The sequence below is a fragment of the Christiangramia gaetbulicola genome, from assembly GCF_003054225.1.
GTDB lineage: Bacteria > Bacteroidota > Bacteroidia > Flavobacteriales > Flavobacteriaceae > Christiangramia > Christiangramia gaetbulicola.
Map to the genome: position 1 here is coordinate 888785 of NZ_QBKQ01000001.1, position 19570 is coordinate 908354.

Consider the following 19570-nt stretch of genomic DNA (forward strand, 5'->3'; position numbering starts at 1 on the left):
GTTTAGATATGTAATATACACATTTTCAGTGTTTTATAAAACACAAGGAAGTGTAGTTGTATGGAACAAAGTCCATAAACTGAAGGAAAAAAAAGCGAAACCTTAGCTAATCATCCACAATAATTTAGCTAACAAAGTAAATGTAAAGGTTCCGCTTATTTTAAAAATTACATGTCTGCAGGTAATTCGGTAACTTTTATATAATCTATATAAAACTTATCTGGCAGAGCTTCAACATTGATCTCGGCTCCTCCCAGGTTACCACCTACAGCAACATTTATAAGAAAATAGAAGTCCTTTTTAAAAGGATAATGCTGCTCATCATACTTCCTGGGAACGAACTTATAAAGCGATTGCCCGTCCACAAAGAACTCTATATATTCTTCTGTCCAGACCGCTTTATAGGTATGATAACCTTCTTCTATATTCTCTATTCTGGTCTTTTTGGTGTTAATGGTATTCCCGTGACTGGCAGGAGTGTGCAGGGAGGTAAATACCTTTTCCCGTTCCCTTCCAATATATTCCAGGATATCAATTTCTCCGCTGGCAGGCCATCCCACCTCAGAAATATCTGAGCCCAGCATCCATATTGCCGGCCAGAGTCCTTTGGCAGTAGCCAGTTTTGCTTTTACCTCTATGACTCCGTAAGTGAATTCTACCTTGTCTTTAGAATTGATCTTTCCGGAATAATATTCACCATCCTTTTTTAAAGCAGTAATAACGAGGTTGCCATCCTTTACTTCAACATAATTCCTGTTGTAGACCTGCTCCTCGTTATTACCCCAGCCACATAGATTAGGGCAACCATCTCCTTCTTCATAATTCCAGACGTTCATGTTCAGACTATCTCCATCAAAATCATCCTGAAAAATGATCTTTTCCTGTGATTTTGCAGAGAACAACGTCCCAATTATAAAGCTTCCGGTAATTATGAATCTGGAGTATTTGAACATTACTTATTAAAATTTAATTTAACTGTCTTCAGGTCTTCGGAATTTCCTCCAACCATTAGCTCGAATTCACCTTCTTCAGCTTCCCACTTTTCTGAAGCTGTATAGAATTCAAGCATTTTATCGTCTATAGTAAACTCAACGTTCTTAGTTTCTCCTGGTGCCAATTCAACCATCTCGAAACCTTTAAGTTCTTTGATTGGTCTCGCTACACTGGCCACAAGATCATGCAAGTATAACTGTACTACTTCCTTACCTTTTACATCACCGGTATTGGTTACCGATACGGTTAAGGTCGCAGAACCTCCAGTATTTAATTCTGAAGAAGACAAATTAGGCTCTCCATATTCAAAACTGGTATAACTAAGACCGTATCCAAAAGGATACAATGGTCCATTGGTGATATCTGTATAATGCGAATAGGTAACATGCTGGTCGTTAGAAGGTCTACCTGTATTCATCCTGTTATAATACAAAGGCTCCTGACCTACGGCTCTTGGGAAAGAAACCGGCAGTTTACCTGAAGGATTATATTTTCCAAGAAGTACATCGGCAATAGCATTACCGCTCTCTGTACCTAGCTGCCATGCTTCCACGATAGCAGGTATATTTTCTGAAGCCCAGGTAATTTCAATTGGTCTTCCATTCATCAACACCAAAACGATGTTCTTGTTAACTTTATGAACCTCCTTCAGTAGCTCTAACTGAAGTCCTGCAAGGCCAATATTAGCCTGGCTGCGACCTTCTCCAGACTGGAAAGCATCTTCACCCAGTACCATCACCACAAGTTCGGCATCTTTAGCCTTGGCAACGGCATCTGGAATTCCAGACCTGTCTGTTTTATTGATCTTTAAAGGCATTAGAAAGCTACGCTCTCCTTCACCAAGAGTTACCCCTTTGGCATAGGTCATCTTAGCCTTTAGATCGGTATTTTTTAATCCTTCCAGAACTGAAACAGCAGAATTTGCTTCTCCCTGAGCTCTCCAGTTTCCAATAGGAGTATCCTTATCATCGGCCAGCGGACCAATCACCGCGATCTTTTTTACAGAAGATTTTATAGGTAAAAGATCGTTCTCGTTCTTTAATAGAACAATGGATTTTTTTGCAATATCCCTGGCTGTTTTTCTATGCTCCTCGTAAGGCACATTTTTCTTTAGATCTGCATTCATGTATTTATAAGGATCTTCGAAAAGTCCCATCTTGAACTTCACGCGAAGAATTCTTTTCACAGCCTCATCTATTAGCGCCTCATCTATTTTCCCTTCATTCACCAGTTGCGCAAGACCTGCTTCATAGGCTCCACCTTCCATGTCCATATCGCTACCAGCGGTTACGGCAATTTCAGCGGCATGAACCTTATCCCTGGCAAAACCATGCGGGATCATTTCTGAGATCGAACCCCAGTCTGAAACTACAAATCCCTGCCAGTCCCAGGCACCCTTAAGAATGTCTCTTTGCAATCTTTCACTTCCGGTGGCTGGAATACCATCGATGGTATTAAACGAGTTCATAAAGGTTGCCACACCGGCATCTGCAGCCGCCTTAAAAGGAGGCAACACCATATTATGCAATTCATGTTTTCCAATATTTACAGCGTTGTAATCTTTACCGCCTTCGGCAAGTCCGTATCCTGCAAAATGCTTTGCAGTAGCGGCGATGGTATTTGGATCTGCCAGGTCTTCTCCTTGATATCCATTTACCTTGGCTACCGCAATTTTAGCGGTTAGATAAGGGTCCTCACCAGAACCTTCCATGATCCTACCCCAACGGGCATCCCTGGAAATATCTATCATTGGTGAAAAGGTCCAGTTCACACCTTCTGCTACAGACTCAAGAGCCGCGATCCTGGCAGATTCTTTAGCTGCATCAAGATCCCAACTGGCTGTTTCGCCTAGTGGTACTGGAAATATAGTTTTGTAACCATGGATCACATCATAACCAAAGATCAAAGGGATCTTCATCCTGGAGTTCTCCATGTTCATTCGCTGGGCTTTCTCTGTTGCCTCTACTGAAAGTACATTAAGCATTGAACCAACAAGACCTTTCTTAAGTCTTTCCTCTTTCTCTTTGTTGCCTACTTCAGAAGCAGGACCAGTTAAGTCCCAGCTCCCGTTATACTGCACCATCTGACCCACTTTTTCCTCTAAGGTCATTAGATTTAAAACCGAATCTACTTTGGTCTCTACCTCCTGCACCGAACTCTTTAAACCCGAATTCTGGGAATATGCTCCCATGGTCCCAAAAAAGAAATAAGAGATTATTATTAAATATTTTTTCATGATCTTAAAATTAGATTAAGGAGGAAAATATATTCTCCCAGTTTATTTTTGAAAGGATCTACAAACCTTAAGTTTTAATTTCAGTCGCGGTTCGCTATTCTATGCCAGAGCAGGCAGAAGAACACTTCTTCGCATCCCTTCCGGAAGAACTTAAAAGCCCTGATAATAAATGGTAATCCTCAAAAATGAACTTTTTGGGAAGTACCCGGCTAATGATTTCTCCTTTTACTTTTTTATTAAAACCCAGTCGATAAGAACTTCTGCTTTTCCTTGTTTTATAAGCTCAACCGTAGATTCTGGTAGCCCGTTATAAGGTTCTTCAACCCCATTGGTTTTATAAGGGTATGCACCCCCTAAAGCCAGATTGAGAATAAGGTATTTTGGATTGTCAAATTTCCATTCCCCGTAATTCTCTACCATAGGTTTTGTAACCCGGTAGATCAACCTTCCATCAACCTTAAAATTAAGTGCCTCAGGCGTCCAGTCTACAGAATACACATGCCAGCTAGTCACGTCTTCGCCTTCAGGAAAGAAGTATTTATTAACCAGCGGGGTTTCTCCGGAATATCCCGGGCCGTGCAAGGCAACTCCTATCCAGTCTGTCTCTCCCACATATTCCATAATATCGATCTCCCCGGTAGCTGGCCAATCGCCACCGCCCAGTGCCCAGAATGCGGGCCAAAAGCCGGAACCTTCAGGAAGTTTCATCCTGGCCATAGCCGTACCATAGGTGAACATCACCTTGTCCCGGGTATTTATCCTTCCCGAGATAAAATCGAAATCATTACCACGGTATTTTATATAGTTGGGGCTGTAATGAGCCTTAAGCACCAGAGCATTTTCGGCTCCTCTGGCATCATCACCTTTTACATTAAAAATCGTTGCAGTGGAATCCACATAGACCTGTTGCTCGTTGTTTACCCAAAAGTCTGTTCCAACAACATTCCATTTTTTTCTATCGAGTGAACTTCCGGAGAAATCATCAAAGAAAATAGTGTCGCTTTCTATAATTGCAGGCGAGTCCTGTGCAAATAAGTTTCCGCTAGAAATAATAGCTAGCACCAGGAAGGTTTTTAAAAATAAGTGCTTCATATACATTATTTTAAAAAGAATAATCACCATGAAAAACCCGTGCCTTTAGGGCCATTATAAAAACAAGAAAATTTTATGATGATAAGAATAAATCCCGGAGATCTAGAAGATACTCCGGGAATTTAAAGCCTAAACAAACAACTATTGGTAAACTCTTACGTAGTCCACTTCCATAGATGATTCCTGGAAATCGGCTGCGATATTACCTCCCAGGGTTCCGCCCATTGCTACATTCAGCAATAAATAGAAGTCGTTCTGGAAAGGAGTGTCATCGTTATTATTAAATTCTAAGTGTGGAGTACCATCAACAGAAAAGATGATCTTATCTGTGGTCCATTCCACCTCGTAGATATGAAATTCTGTGGTAAGATCTGTAAATCCTTCGGTTGCTCCTACTATAGCATTACCTCCAGAGTTACCAGGGAAATGAAGCGCAGATGAAACTCTGTCTGGATCGTTCCCAACGAATTCCATGATATCCATTTCTCCTACACCTGGCCATGCTTCTTCAGGCCACTCGGCTCCAAGCATCCAGATAGCAGGCCACGTACCACCTCCCGCAGGAAGTTTAGCACGTACCTCGACTCTACCGTAAGTAAATTCGAATTTATCTTTTGTGGTTATACGAGCAGAAGTAAAATCAAATCCGCTTTCAGATTCTCTTTTAGCTGTGATTACAAGATTCCCATTCTCAACTTTTACGTTGTCTTGAGAATCTGTGTAATACTGGGATTCTCCATTCCCCCAACCGTTATCTCCGTTACCAATCGCAAAATTCCAGTTATCTGCGTTTAAAGAATCTCCTTCAAATTCATCAGACCAGATCAATTGCTCTTCTGGTTCTTCTCCACCATCACCTTCTTCTCCAGAAGTGATAATGAACCACCAGTCGAACTCACCATTACCATCTGTAGATCTAAGGATAATGTCATTTGAACCAGAACGGTCAAAGATCTCATACTGGTGATCACCACCTATATAGTACCCGATAAAACCTATACCAGTTAGATTGATCGTTTCATTTCCGCCTGGAGCAGAAATAGACCAGTTCTCTGTATAATCTCCGTATTCAAGGTTAAGCACATCGGCACCATCTACGGTTCCACCGCTTCCACCTAATTGATCGATCAAGCCAGCTCTTCCAAAAACGGTTCCTCCGGTAATATGAGTGAAAGTACCATCTTCATTGAAGATATATCTGTCATCATACATTCCCGCAGCAGACTTTTCATTAGCTCCGGCACTGTACCATTCAGCAGGAACAACTCCTCCAACAGGTCCCAGACCAAAATGACCAGGTACTTCTGCCTTAATTCTCCATTCTTTGTTACCATCTCCAACTAATTTATCGATTAGCTCTTTTGGCGGCTCATAGGTTACCAGAACTTCAACATCTACGACCATAGAAGTAGCTGTACCACCGGGACCATAAGCGATAACATTAACGGTATATACCTTTGTTCCTGTTTCTGAAAACTGGTGAGTATAGGTTCCACTTGAGGTGGTAGCCGAACTTCCGTTCTCAAAAATAAATTTATAGGTCATGGCATTGTTGGCACTCACATTGAATGTAACCTGCCCGCTACCGTCACCATTTGGCATTTCTCCAGATTGTCCCACGATATTCGCGTCTACCTGAAGATTGGTTGGAGCGGTAATCTCCCCAATATCGTAATCGTCCTCTGCACAGGAAAATAATCCTGCGCAAAGAGCCATTACAAATGTTAATTTTAAAAATATATTTTTCATTTTATTCTGTTTTAGTTCTAGTTATGGAAATAAACATTATCCACGTATACATTTGCTGTTCCAGCAGGTTCAGCAGAATAAATAAGCTGCCCAATATGAGCTCTACTCTGCAGTCCTGTAAATTCTGATAATGGAATATCAAGAACAACCCATTCGTTCTGTGCTGGATTCTCGATTATTATCTCGTGCTCAGAAAGATCATCACCGGCATAAACACCGTCTGGACCTAGATCCACTAATTTAATTCTGAATACGGTTGCATTATCAGTATAGATCTCTGTATGGAAATATGTCATTTCGCTGGCATCTATAGGTTCAGCTATAGTTTCTATCCCTACAAAACCAAGATTAAAATAATGCTTGGTAAGTCTACCGTCGAATTCTATTTCTTCATAACCTGAATTAGACCAGTCTGTTCTCCAGGTATCTACATTTACGTCATCTCCAAAATCACTGAATAAAGAAATATATTGAGTTTCTCCAGCTGCGAATTGGATATCATCTACATAGAACGTTCCAGAAGTATTTCCAGGACCATCTACGAACATTGTCATCGTTGCATATTGCCCTGTTGGAACAAATGGTTCTCCTGCACCCTGATTACCATCTATATAACTTTTAATAGCATCTGTAGCGAAGTTAAAACTTAGTTCTTCCCATCCAGATCCGGTATGGTTAGCAGAAACTTCGGTTTGTCTCTCACCATTCACACCACCTTCAAATTTCAGTAAAACTGGGAGGGCTACATCAGACCAGAACTTCATAGTAATGGTTTTATTATCACCACTGAAATCTACAGGTTCTCCAAGATTAAATGCTAAACCTTCGTATGCATTCCCTGCATTGGTAATCGCACCAACCATTGTTGCTGAAGTATTCGCACCTGATAGATCTGGGTTTGAAACCACTTCAAAAGAAGCACCTCCAAAAACTCCCGGAGTGTAATTTACAATCGCACTATCAAAAGTCATAGGTAGCTTTAACGGTTCCAGGGTAGTTGTTTTAATATTATCGAAATAATAAGTTTCTCCCGTACCTGGTGTTCCAAGATTAAAGAATAACACTATTCTACCATAATCGATAGACTGATCAACCGCTGTCATATCAAAAGTTAGAGTCTCCCACTGGTTGCTTACAGTAGTTACTGAGGAACTTTCAACAAAAATACCCGCATCATCAAGGTTTTCTATCTTAAAGGTCACTGGGGTTCCTGCGGTTGGAGACCAAACATCTACACTAATATATTTCTGGGTAGAGAAGTCTATAGGTTGATCTAATGCGGTAGTAGTTCCAGCCCAAGGTTGAGAACCAGCAGGCTTCGTATAAGTAGCTACTTTCGAACTAGTATTAATTCCACTTGGATCTGGATTATCAATTACTGGATCTACAACCTCATCTGGTCCAAAATTAATGAACGTATAATTCTTGGTTGGTGATTCAAAATCGATAGGTAAGAATAATGGATCTCTTATCTCTACAGTTTGAGTAAGCTCGGTTGTTGCAGAACCTCCACTAAGAGCTACCACACGAACATCATAATCTCCCACGTTTTCGTAAGTATGCGAAACCGTTTCTCCAATCATCATTGGAGTTGGTTCTTCATCATCTACATCTCCAAAATACACTTCGAACATGGCCGCATATTCTGCCGCAGCCGAAACATTGATAGTATAATTATCATCTGGAGCTTTGTTTATATTTACTTCCAATCCTTCAGGAGCCCTGAAAGAAACGGTAAGCGGCTGAGTTCCCGTAGCAGTTCTTCCGTTAAGGTTAAAACCAATAACTTCAACGTCATAATCTCCTTCAGCGAAGATATGATCTACAGTTTCTCCTGCTTTGATATCGGTTGCCAGCGCTGAGCCGTCACCAAAATCTACTGTAAAAGTATTGGCACTTTCTCCTTTAGGGATAATCGTTACCAAACCACTGTTATCCTGAGTGATCTTGAAGGTGGCTCCTAAATTAGAAGGCGCCGCCAGGTCACTTAGGTCTACTTGGTCATCATCGCTTTCACATCCAAAAATCAGGACGCTTAAAGCAATGAAAAAGACATGTTTAAATAAGTTCTTCATAGTTCTTTTTTTTTAGTATCCAGGATTTTGTTCCCAGTTTCCTTGAGAGAATTCGATCTCTTCAAGTGGTATTGGAAAAAGTTCGTTCTTATTAGGAGTAAAACCATCTATAGCAGCTGCTGCTCTTCCAGTTCTAACCAGGTCAAAGAATCTGTGACCTTCACCAACAAGCTCCAGTCTTCTTTCAGCAAAAATTGCATCGGTAAGCGCCGCTCCGGTTAGGTTTAGATCGTCTAATCCAGCACGATCGCGAACCTGGTTAAGATAACCCAGTGCAAGCTGATCGTTGATTCCTCCTCTGTTAAGTGCTTCTGCAGCCATCAATAATACATCTGCATATCTAATTGCACGGTAATTATTAGGCTGAGTTAAGTTGGCATCTCCAACATTATCGTTCTTTCTTGGAAGGTACTTACGGTTAAAATAACCTGTATGTTTGTAACCTTCAACATAAGTAGCACCGGTTTCTTCTGCCCATGCTTCGATATCAAGAATAGAGTAATCCTTTCTAATATCGTTATCATCAAACAGGTTGTATACTTCTTCTACAGGAACGTTGAAACTGAATCCAGATTCGAAAACCGGACCGGTATAGTTTCTTATTCCCTGGAATCCTACAGCTACGTTACCTTCACTACACTGTAAACATCCAAATCCTGCACCTTCTTCTCCAGTGTACTGAATTTCGAATACAGACTCCGGGCTGTTCTCTCCAACTTCTTCGAAAAGGTTGGTATAAACCTCGTCTCCCTGAGTTCCGTAAAGATGATATTGTCCACTGTTGATCAGTTCTCTAAGAACATCTGACGCTGCCTGAAATTTATCCTGATATAAATAAGCCTTACCTAGCAAAGCCTGAGCAGAACCTTTAGTAGCTCTACCAATTTGAGGCGCGGTATAATCAAGGTTATCTATAGCAAACTGCAGATCTGATTCTATCTGAGCGTATACTTCACTTACCGGAGCTCTTGGGATAGTTTGTTCATCACCAAGTTGAAAACGCTGATCTCCATTCAATGGAATTGGACCAAACCATTTTACCAGTTCAAAAGTGAAATAAGCTCTCAGGAATCTTGCTTCAGCAATGATCCTGTTCTTACCTTCAAATTCTGTCTTGTCTTTAAATTCAAGGATGTAGTTAGCACGTTGAATACCGGCGAAATTCCAGTCCCAAACATCATCAAGGTTGTCATTAACCTCGGTATGGGTCATTTCGTCTACCTGTTGCCAGCCAATTACATCGGTTGCACTCTCACCACCACTTAAAGTGTTATCTGAAGCTATTTCTCCAAGGATAACATTTACATAAGTAGATTGAAGAATATCATATGCACCTACAAGGGCATTATAATATTCCTGTTCAGAATTAAAATAATTTTCTGAATCTATAACATACTCCTCGGTCTCATCTAGAAACTGCTCGCTACACCCAACCAGCATAACGATCCCCATGAAGAAGTATATCTTTTTTAATATTGAATTCTTTATATTCATATTACAATATTTTAGAAGTTAAGGTTTAAACCAAACATATAAGTTCTTGGAACCGGGTAGAAACCGTAATCTATTCCTCCACCAATTGCTTCTCCTGTTGAAGCTGAAGGGTCAAATCCTTTATAGTCTGTAAACGTATATAAGTTGTTTCCTGCCACATATATTCTAAGCTTATCTATACCAACTCTGTCCAGGAAGTCTGCTGGTAAGGAATACCCTATTTGAGCATTCTGGATACGTACGTAAGAAGCATCTTCTACGTAGAAGTCTGAAAATACTCCGTTAGAGGTTGCTGCAGTGGTTAATCTTGGAACCTCGTTGCTTGTTCCTGGTCCTCTCCAACGCTCAAGGTAGTATGCGTGTCTGTTAACGTTTGGCTGATTTCTTTCGTAGTTTCTAACCATCTCGTTTCCTAAAGACGCATAGGTATAAGCAGTGAAGTCGAAGTTCTTAACCGTGAAATTAAGATTTAATCCCATAGTAAAATCTGGAATTGGATCTCCAATATTGGTACGGTCATCTGTATTGATCACCCCGTCACCATTGATATCTACATATCTAATGTCTCCTGGCTGAGCCGGAGCACCTAAAGCATTCTGTGCAGGATGCGCATCAACTTCAGATTGGTTCTGGAAGATCCCGTTGGTTCTGTATCCGTAGAAATAACCAATTGGGAAACCTTCCTGCATTCTTGCAGGCTGAGGTTGTCCAACTCCAAAAGCACCTCCTGGAAGGAAGTCTGTTCCATTAACTTCAGTCACCTCATTCTCAAGATAAGTAAAATTATAGGAAACATTCAATCGAACATCATCAGAGAAATTCTCTTTATAGTTGATCGCGAATTCAGCACCCTGGTTTCTTGTAGTACCAGCGTTGATCGTTGGCGCACCTGCTCCAGGAGCAGCACCACCAAGAATTCCCGATACTGGAATACCAGCAATAAGAAGGTCTTTTCTTTCCTCTCTAAAGATATCTGCGGTAATATCGATCTTGTTATTCAATAATCTAAGGTCAAGACCAAAGTTGATCTTTTCTGCTTCTTCCCATCCAGATGAAGGGTTTGCTAGTCTTCCTGGAGCGGTTCCATTTACCAACTGGTTATCGAAAACATAAGTAGCTTCTCCAGTAAGTGCAGAACGGTAGAATTGAGCTCCACCGGCTTCATCATTACCCAGGATACCGTAACTACCTCTTAACTTAAGGAAGTTGAAAGTTTCAGAATCAAACCAGCCCTCTTCAGAAATGATCCAACCTGCAGTAGCAGAAGGGAAATAACCTACACGGTTATCTGGATTAAATCTTGTAGAAGCATCTCGTCTAAGCATACCAGAAACAAGGTACTTTCCTTTGAAATCATACTGAAGTCTACCAAAGAATGATAGTTTTCTAATATCGTATACATAAGAGCTATTATTAAGCCCGTCATTAGTTCCTGTAGTAAGGCTGATGTCTGCAAATTCGTATGAATTGTTAGGTACATCATATCCAGTAGCATATAAACCATCACCCCACTGTCTAATAACAGTCATACCACCAGTAGCGGTTATGTGATGATCTTCATTATATCTATCCTCGTAAGTACCAAAAAGGTCATACGTATAAGAATTATCATTAATTCTATTTTGATTCACCGTACTTCTTGGGTTATTGAAAACCTTTCCTGGACCGTAAACTTCAGCACCTATTTGTGGGCTAAATGTTTTACCGTCACTTTTAGACAGGTTATAACCGATTCTTGAAGTGAACACCAATTCTTCGATAGGTGTAAAATCAAGGCTGAAGTTTCCGTTCAGCTTATCAAGATTGTAATCGTTAAAAGTATTCTCTATCTGAGTTAACGGGTTAATGATCTCATTCCCCAGGCTTCCTGTAAGATCCTGATCATTTACTCCGAAAGTAGGAGAAAAGTTCAAGGCATTAAATAATACAGATCCAAGCCCATTCTCGTTGATAGATTTTCTCGCGATGTTAGTGTATGTCGCATTCAACTGAACGTCGAAATAATCGTTAACATCAACTCCTAAGCTAACTCTGGCCGTATTACGTTTAAAACCAGATTTATCTCCACCTACGATACCTTCCTGATCCAGGTTAGAACCTCCTACAGAATAGGTAACTCTTTCTCCACCACCAGTAACACTAAGGTTATGGTTAGAAATTGGTGCTTGTTTAAAAACCTCGCTCTGGAAGTCTGTTCCTTCACCAAGTCCACCTACCGTCGGGTAAGGAATATCCTGACCTCCGTTAGCATAGCTCTCATTTAAAAGCAATGCATATTCGGTTGCGTTTAAAACAGGGATCTCTCTGGAAGCTTCCTGTATACCATAATATGTCTGGTAGGTCACTTTTGGAGCGGTATTCTTTTTACCTGTTTTGGTAGTAACTAAAACCACACCGTTTGCACCAGCAACACCATAAATGGCTGCCTGGGCATCTTTAAGTATAGATATAGACTCAATATCATTCGGGTTCAAAGTATTCAGATCTCCCTGATATCCGTCGATTAAAACTAAAGGTCCATTGACGCTATTCGAGGCGATACCACGAATATTGATGTTAATTCCCGCACCCGGCGCACCAGATGATGGAGTTACATTCACCCCGGCAGCAGTACCCTGAAGTGCCTGCTCTACCTTAATAGGCTGAAGTTCGTCAATAGTTTGATTGTCTACTACCGATACTGCACCGGTAATATCTTTTCTTTGCTGAGTACCATACCCGATCACCACCACTTCTTCAAGGGCTTCAGAATCGGTTTGCAATACTACATTAATGGTTCGTTGATCGTTAATAGTGATTTCCTGGGCTACGAAACCAACATAACTAAATTGAAGTACATCTCCCGGAGAGACATTTTCTATCGTATAGTTTCCGTCAAAATCTGTGGTAGTTCCACGCGACTCTCCTTTTACTATTACATTAACTCCCAATAAAGGCATGTTGTTTTCATCAGACACTAATCCGCTAACCGAAAACGATTGCGCATAAGCCCCAAAAAACCCGCTTAGAAATACAATCAAAAGACAGGTAAATTTCCTCATGTGATTATTTATTAAAATTGATACCTCAATATATTAACATCAATTTAAGAAGCGAGGATTACAACCTTTACAAAAAATCTACAATTGAGAATTATTCATTTTCAGAGGCCCAATTTTAAGCATTTCACAATACTATAAGGGCTTTATAGCGATATTACAAAGCGAAAACGTTTTCATTGAATATCAGAATAATAGGGGTATGTAGAGGTAATGTAGAGTTAATTTATGCAGATGTAAAGTTTAAAGATCCAGAATATACTCCGTAAGATTGGTCTCACGGTCTAAATCCATCTTTTTACGCAAACGATATCGTTTAATTTCGACACTTTTTACAGAGATATTTAGCAGCGGAGCGATCTCTTTAGAGGAAAGATTAAGTCTTAAATAAGCACAAAGCTTAAGGTCATTCGAGGTGAGTTCCGGATGTATTGCTTTTATCTTTTTGAAGAAGTCTTTATCGGCATTACTAAATGCCTTTTTGAAGAATTTCCAGTTGTCTTCTTCATTTATATCCTTATCTATTGTATTAATTACCGACTTCACCTTGGAAGTGCCTTCAGATTTCTTTAGTTCTTCTTTTATGCTGGTAAGGAATTCGTTCTTTTTAATAAGGCTCATGGTAGATACGGCAAGCTCCCTGTTCTTATTCGCCATATCCTGCTCCAGCTTTTCGTTACGTAATTTAATGATCTCCTGCTCTGCCTCAAGATTACGCATCTTGAGTGCTCTTTCATTTTCAGCAAGATTTTTCCGGTGGTGCCTTTTATTGAGCAAATGCATAAGATATAAGATCAGCACGAAGATTATGAAATATCCTATGATGGCAGGAATACTTAAATAATATGGACGCTGAATGCTGAATTCATAGCTAACGCTATCGGTTACAGAATCTCCAACCCTGGCTTTAACTTCGAAAGTATAGTTCCCGAAATCCAGGTTTTTAAAATTAACCTCGGGACTGCTGCTCCACGAACTCCAATTCGGGCTTAGACCCAGCAGGCGGTAACTATATTCGGCATTAAGATATTTATCATGCACCGGGGCACTAAAGTAAAACGAGATATTATTCTTATCATATTCAAAGTCTCCACTTTCCTTTAAGGAAATAACACTGGCAGGAGCATCAAGGGCACTAAGCTCTATTTGGTTCAGGCTAATAGATGTTTCTACATCAATTTCCTCGGGATCACTGAATTTCAAATATCCATTAGCGATTCCCAATAAATATTCTTCCTCACCAAAATTTGAAATATTCTCATAACCAACGGCAATATTCCTGAAATCCTGATCTATAAAAATAAAATCCAGGGAATAGTCCTTGCTCAGGATAGAATTCTGAATAGAAAAGATGCCTTCGTTGGCAAATCCCCAGAGTTTATTCTGATTTCCTTCACTTATCATTTTCCCAGATACCCTGTCTAGGCCTGAGATCAGGCTGTTCAGAGAATTCTTATCGCTGAACCTGTCCTCTTTCTCCTGATATTGATAGATCTTTTCTTTGGAGCTATAATACAGACTATCATTAAACTGGAATAAACTAGAGGTGATCCCAGATTCTTCCGGAAACTTATAATTCTTGATATCCGCTATGGTTGAAAGAGAATCTTCAAGCTGCATTTTAAAAACTCCTTTATGCTCATTGCTTATCCATACATTCTTATCCTCATCTACTTCAATGAACTTTGAAGAATGCGGAAATTCCTCGACCATAGGTAAGGTTTCCAGGTCATTTCCATTTTTGCGAAGAAAACTTATCCCGTTATAATGACCCTGTATAAAAATATCCTCATCATACTGCTGCACGGTCCAGGTTCCCAACCTGTCACAGATCTTCGTGGCAGTATCTCCGCTGATCAAAAAAGTACCGCTATCCTGCCCGCATATGATCATTCCATCTACCTCATCTACAAACCAGACCTGCCCGTTCGTTCCCTCGATCAAACTGAATTTATTATCATCTTTTTTCCGCAGATACAGACCCTGGTTCGTCCCAAGATAAAGCGCGCCATCTTTTTCATAGGAGGCATAGACCGATCCTATTTCTCCGCGGTTATCCTGGAAGGACCTGAATGAAGATCTTAGGTCTATACTGCTAATTCCGTAATCCAGTCCGGCCCAGAGATTGTCATCCTTATCCATGAAAAGATCCAGCACGGTATTATTAAGAAGAACATTCCCCTGATTAAAGGCATTTACAATATTTCCTGCAGCATCTATTTCAACAACTCCATTTCCCACGGTACCAAGGACAATATCACCGCCGGGAAGATTTATGGCGTCAAGAATATTAGGATTACCAATTTCCCGGTTAACAGGTTTTATATTTTTCTGAAGCTTGTCACCCCGCCATTTATAAAATTCGGTCTTACCTGAAATAAAAGAAAGGATCCCTTCTTCAAGGTAAATATGCATGATTGCGGTTTCACCCAGTTCTTCAACAGGAATAACCTCCTCTGCACTTCCGTTCCTTATCACGTACAGTCCTTCGCCAACAAGCTGGAAATACAGTTCTTTTTCAACCTTAAAGATCCCGGAGATAGGCTTACCTAAAGGATTTGGCATTTTTGTGATCGCATCCTGTTTTGGGTTATAAAAATAAACTCCGCCAAAACTCCTGAATACGACCAGGTCGTCTATAAATTCTATATCCCAGAACTGCTCTCCTTCCCCAATGGCTCCATTAAATTTAGAAACCAGGCTGGTATATTCCAGCGCACCAAAATCATTTTCTTCCCAGTAGCCCACTTCCATGTAAGCACCTGTATAGACTCTGTTCCCAACTACTTTAAGAGATCTAACAATAGTATTATTCGGGACTGGATACAAGATCCATTTCTCACCGTTATACTCCAGTAATCCCGTGCTATTGGCAAAATAAAGGTTCTTGTTCTCTGCCTGGTCTATCATCCAGTTCTGGTTCCCTGCAGAATACTGGCTGGGCCCAAAATTCACGACCGGGGGTAATTCCTGACCCCAAACCATGCAAACTGAAAAAACGAATAATATTAAAACGAGCTTTTTACTCAAAGGGAAAATGTAATTATGATGCGAAAGTTAAGTATCACAGGCTTAACTGGAAAATTTTATGCCTTATTTAGACACTAACTTTATTAGTAAAATTTTTAGGCTTGGATGTTAAAGTATTATAAAGACTTATGACATCCTAAGAATTATGAATTTTTTTGGGAGTTAAGTATCCAGCAAGGTACTAACCATAAATTCAATCAAACAACCTAAGCTTATATGAGCCATAGTATCCTACGCACCAATCCTGTAGTCCTTAAAAAAACAAGCCTTTTCAGTTTTCTCTTCTTATTAGCTGTTTCAGCCGTGTTTGGCCAGGATGACCAGAATCAAAATAAGAAAGTAAAACACCATTCGGTCTATGTTACCTCCAACACCGGTATAAGAAGTGATGAGGCCAACCGGGAATTACTCTCTACCATAGTGGAAGCTTCAAAAAAAGAAGATTCTTCCAGCCTGGTTATCGTAGGTAACTTAGTGCCGAAAAAAGGTTATCCTAACAAGGATAAAGGTCGCGACGAAGTAAAAAAATATCTAAAGGCGAATTTACTGGATCATATAAAGGACTTTAAAGGTAATATCATCTTTACTCCGGGCCCGAACGAATGGAAAAAGGATGCTCCAGATAATATCGATGACATGGAGTCCTTTCTTCAGGATAATTCTCGAGCAAAATTCTGGCCTAACGATGGCTGTCCTATAGAAAGCGAAAGCCTTAGCGATAAGGTGCAATTGATCATGATCGATTCTCAATGGCACCTCGAAAACTGGGACGATCATCCATATATCAACAACAAGTGCGAGATCAAGACTCGCGCTCAGTTTAGAGAGGCATTTAATGATGAACTAGAGGATGCTCAAAAGAAAACCGTTCTGGTCGCTGTTTACCATCCTGTATTAACGCAGACAAAACTTACGTTCCTGGAAAAAATGGTTGGCCTGGGAGAACATACCAGGAGAAATCCTCAGCTAAAAGAACTAATGGGAACCCTGGAAACTCTGGCCAGCCAGTATCAGGATGTTATCTTTCTATCTGGAAAAGACAGGAATTTACAGTATGTGCAGGATGACGGGATAGAACAGGTCATCTCTGGAGTTACTCAAAAACCTAAGAAAGCAAAGCCTGAAGAGGACCATGGAGATTTTGCAGCCTATGAAATGGGATATGCTAAAATAGATATCAATGAAAATGGTAGTTCGAAGGTTGAATTCTACGAATTAACCCCAACCGGTCCAGAAAAGATATTCACCAGGCAGATCTCGCGTGAAAGACCAATGCTGGATGAAGTATACTGGCCTGAAGAAAGAATCGGTAAAACCAAGGTCACTTCAGTCTACACCGAAGAAGAAACAGATAAGGATGGCCTGTATAAGGCACTTTGGGGAGAACATTACCGCCCGTTATACAGTAGAAAATTTGAATTTCCTGTTCTTTACCTGGATACACTTCCTGGAAACCTGGAAGTATTGGGAGCAGGCGGAGGTCACCAATCAAGATCTCTCGGATTCGTAGACGACAATGATCACGAATATACCATGAGAGCGCTTAAGAAAAGTGCGCTGCAATTTTTACAAACTACAGTTGTGACTACTCACTACGTAGAGGATTACCTCGAAAATACCGTAGCAGAAAGATATGTACAGGATTTTTACACCACAGCTTTTCCTTATGGAACATTTCCTGCCGGAAAATTCATGGATGAACTAGATATTTTCCACCCTAATTCCAGTCTTTATTATGTACCAAAACAGGAAGCTCTTGGGGTTTACAATGAAGAATACGGAGACGAATTGTATATGTTCGAAGCTCACGTAGGTGGAGAAAATAAAGACCTGGAGATCTTTGGCAATGCCGACGATATTCTGAACACTTCAGACCTTTTCCTGGAAATGAGAGAAGATAAAAACGGTTATGTAGACGAAGATATGTTCATTAGAGCAAGATTGCTGGATATGCTAATGGGAGACTGGGACAGGCACCAGGGACAATATGAGTGGGCAGAATTTGAGGAAGAAGATGGCAAGAAAAGATATCTGCCTATCGCCAAGGACCGCGACCAGGTATTTTCAAAAACCGATGGTTTTATCCTTTCGCTGTTAAGATTCGGTTTCCCGGAGTTCAGAGCCATGGAAGAATATAGCGAAGATGTAAAAAGACCAAAATGGTTCAATATTGCCGGTTACCCAATAGATAAGGCGTTTATAAGGAATGCCGAGTGGGAAGACTGGGAACAACAGGTAGAATACATCCAGGAAAACATCACAGATGAAGTTATACAGGAAGCTTTTGCCGTTTTACCTGAAGATATTGCGAACGACCCTTATGTAGATGAGATCAAGGAAATCATGAAAGCCCGTCGCGGCAATCTTGAGGATATTGCCAGGGATTATTATAAGCATCTTGCAGAATTCGATATGTTCACGGGAACTGAAGACGACGATAAGTTCCTTATCACCAGAAAACCAGACGGTATTACCAATGTTCAGCTTATGAACGAAGACGGTAAAGTTATAGCTGAAAAAACCTATGATTCTCATGAAACCAGGGAAGTTTGGATTTATGGTTTGGATGGTGATGATGAATTCAAGATCGTTGGTAGCGGCTCAAAACCTTTATCATTAAAAGTGATTGGTGGAGAGGAAAATGATATCTACGATTTTCAGAATACAAGAAATGCCAAGCTCTATGATTTCAAGAGTAAGAAAAATACCATCAAAACTCCCGGAGCTAATAAAATGCTGGTGGATTCTTATGAGATCAATAACTACGATCCAAACAAGAAAAGAATAAGACAATATAATTTATTCCCAAGCGCAGATTTCAATTCTGATATTGGTTTTAAACTCGGAGTAAAGAACGTTTATACCACTTACGGTTTAGTAAGAAACCCTTTTACCACCAGGCAAAATCTTATTCTGAACTATTTTTTCAGAACAAAAGGTTTTGAAGCCGACTACAGCGCAGAATTTGCTCATATTTTTTACAACTGGAATTTTGGAATTAACGCCTACTATTCCAGCCCTAATTATACCATGAACTTTTTTGGTATAGGTAATGACACTGAATATGATCCAGATGATGTTTCCAATAGCTTTAATCGTGTGAAGATGCAACAATGGAGGTTCGCCCCTTCCTTGATCTACAGGAACACCAAAGGGACAAGCTTTACCATTAAACCTTTGATCGAGTCTATAGAAGTAGGATTTGACCAGGATCTATTCGTATCGAACAGGTTTACCAGGGCAAATACTATTTACAACAGCCAGCTTTATGCCGGTGGGGATGTTATCTATAATTATAAAAACAAGGATCGTGCTGCCTTCCCTTCCAGAGGGGTTGAATTGGATGTTACTGCTGGATACAAGACCAACATAGATGAGTATGACAATGAGTTTGCCTACGTTAGACCAATGTTGTCTATGGACTATCCGTTACACGAAAGCGGTTTTGCAGTAATCGCCACTAAAATAGGTGGTGAAGCGATCTTCGGCGATAATTATGAATTTTACCACGGGGCTACCCTGGGTGGAGGTAACACGAATAGTTTGAGAGGTTACAGAAACGATAGATTTAATGGTAAATATGCCTTTTACCAGAACCTGGATCTTAGAAGCGGTATTACCCAGTTCAGAACAAATTTCATCCCTCTACGAATCGGGGCAAGCCTTGGATTCGATTATGGTCGTGTTTGGACAGAGGATGACAATAGTAACCAGTGGCACACAAACTACGGTGGTTCCATTTTTATCAATGCTTTTAAAGCATTTACCGGTAATATTGGATATTATGTAGGAGATGAAGGTGGCCGGGTTAACTTTACTTTTAACTTCGATTTCTAGAAGTAACATATAAATCAAAAAAAACC

Annotated in this window: 9 protein-coding genes; 1 reads left to right on the forward strand and 8 read right to left on the reverse strand. The window is 40.3% G+C overall.

Features of this window, described 5'->3' with window-relative positions; translation table 11 throughout:
* Positions 1-167: 167 nt before the first annotated feature.
* The 8 genes from C8P64_RS04080 to C8P64_RS04115 form a co-directional block, all read right to left on the reverse strand.
* Positions 168-953, reverse strand: coding sequence for a glycoside hydrolase family 16 protein (locus C8P64_RS04080; RefSeq protein ID WP_108170758.1), 786 nt, complete (start codon positions 951-953; stop codon positions 168-170).
* Positions 953-3229, reverse strand: a complete 2277-nt coding sequence (bglX, locus tag C8P64_RS04085) for a beta-glucosidase BglX (RefSeq protein WP_108170759.1) — start codon at positions 3227-3229, stop codon at positions 953-955. Before bglX ends, C8P64_RS04080 begins: the two co-directional genes overlap by 1 nt.
* A 225-nt stretch (positions 3230-3454) precedes the next feature.
* Positions 3455-4321: a glycoside hydrolase family 16 protein gene (locus C8P64_RS04090; RefSeq protein WP_108171277.1), complete on the reverse strand. Its 867-nt coding sequence runs from the start codon at positions 4319-4321 to the stop codon at positions 3455-3457.
* Positions 4322-4462: 141 nt separating this feature from the next.
* Positions 4463-6070, reverse strand: coding sequence for a family 16 glycosylhydrolase (locus C8P64_RS04095; RefSeq protein WP_108170760.1), 1608 nt, complete (start codon positions 6068-6070; stop codon positions 4463-4465).
* 17 nt (positions 6071-6087) lie between these two features.
* On the reverse strand, positions 6088-8145 hold the full coding sequence (locus C8P64_RS04100; protein WP_108170761.1) for a PKD domain-containing protein: 2058 nt from the start codon (positions 8143-8145) through the stop codon (positions 6088-6090).
* Between the two features lie 12 nt (positions 8146-8157).
* A complete protein-coding gene (locus C8P64_RS04105) occupies positions 8158-9639 on the reverse strand; it encodes a RagB/SusD family nutrient uptake outer membrane protein (protein ID WP_211307588.1) in 1482 nt (493 codons plus the stop codon).
* An 11-nt stretch (positions 9640-9650) separates the two neighbouring features.
* On the reverse strand, positions 9651-12680 hold the full coding sequence (locus tag C8P64_RS04110) for a SusC/RagA family TonB-linked outer membrane protein (protein WP_108170762.1): 3030 nt from the start codon (positions 12678-12680) through the stop codon (positions 9651-9653).
* Between the two features lie 240 nt (positions 12681-12920).
* On the reverse strand, positions 12921-15707 hold the full coding sequence (locus C8P64_RS04115; protein ID WP_245889655.1) for a helix-turn-helix and ligand-binding sensor domain-containing protein: 2787 nt from the start codon (positions 15705-15707) through the stop codon (positions 12921-12923).
* A 216-nt stretch (positions 15708-15923) separates the two neighbouring features.
* Between C8P64_RS04115 and C8P64_RS04120 the strand changes: the two genes are divergently transcribed.
* On the forward strand, positions 15924-19544 hold the full coding sequence (locus C8P64_RS04120; RefSeq protein ID WP_108170764.1) for a BamA/TamA family outer membrane protein: 3621 nt from the start codon (positions 15924-15926) through the stop codon (positions 19542-19544).
* The last annotated feature ends 26 nt before the right edge of the window (positions 19545-19570 follow it).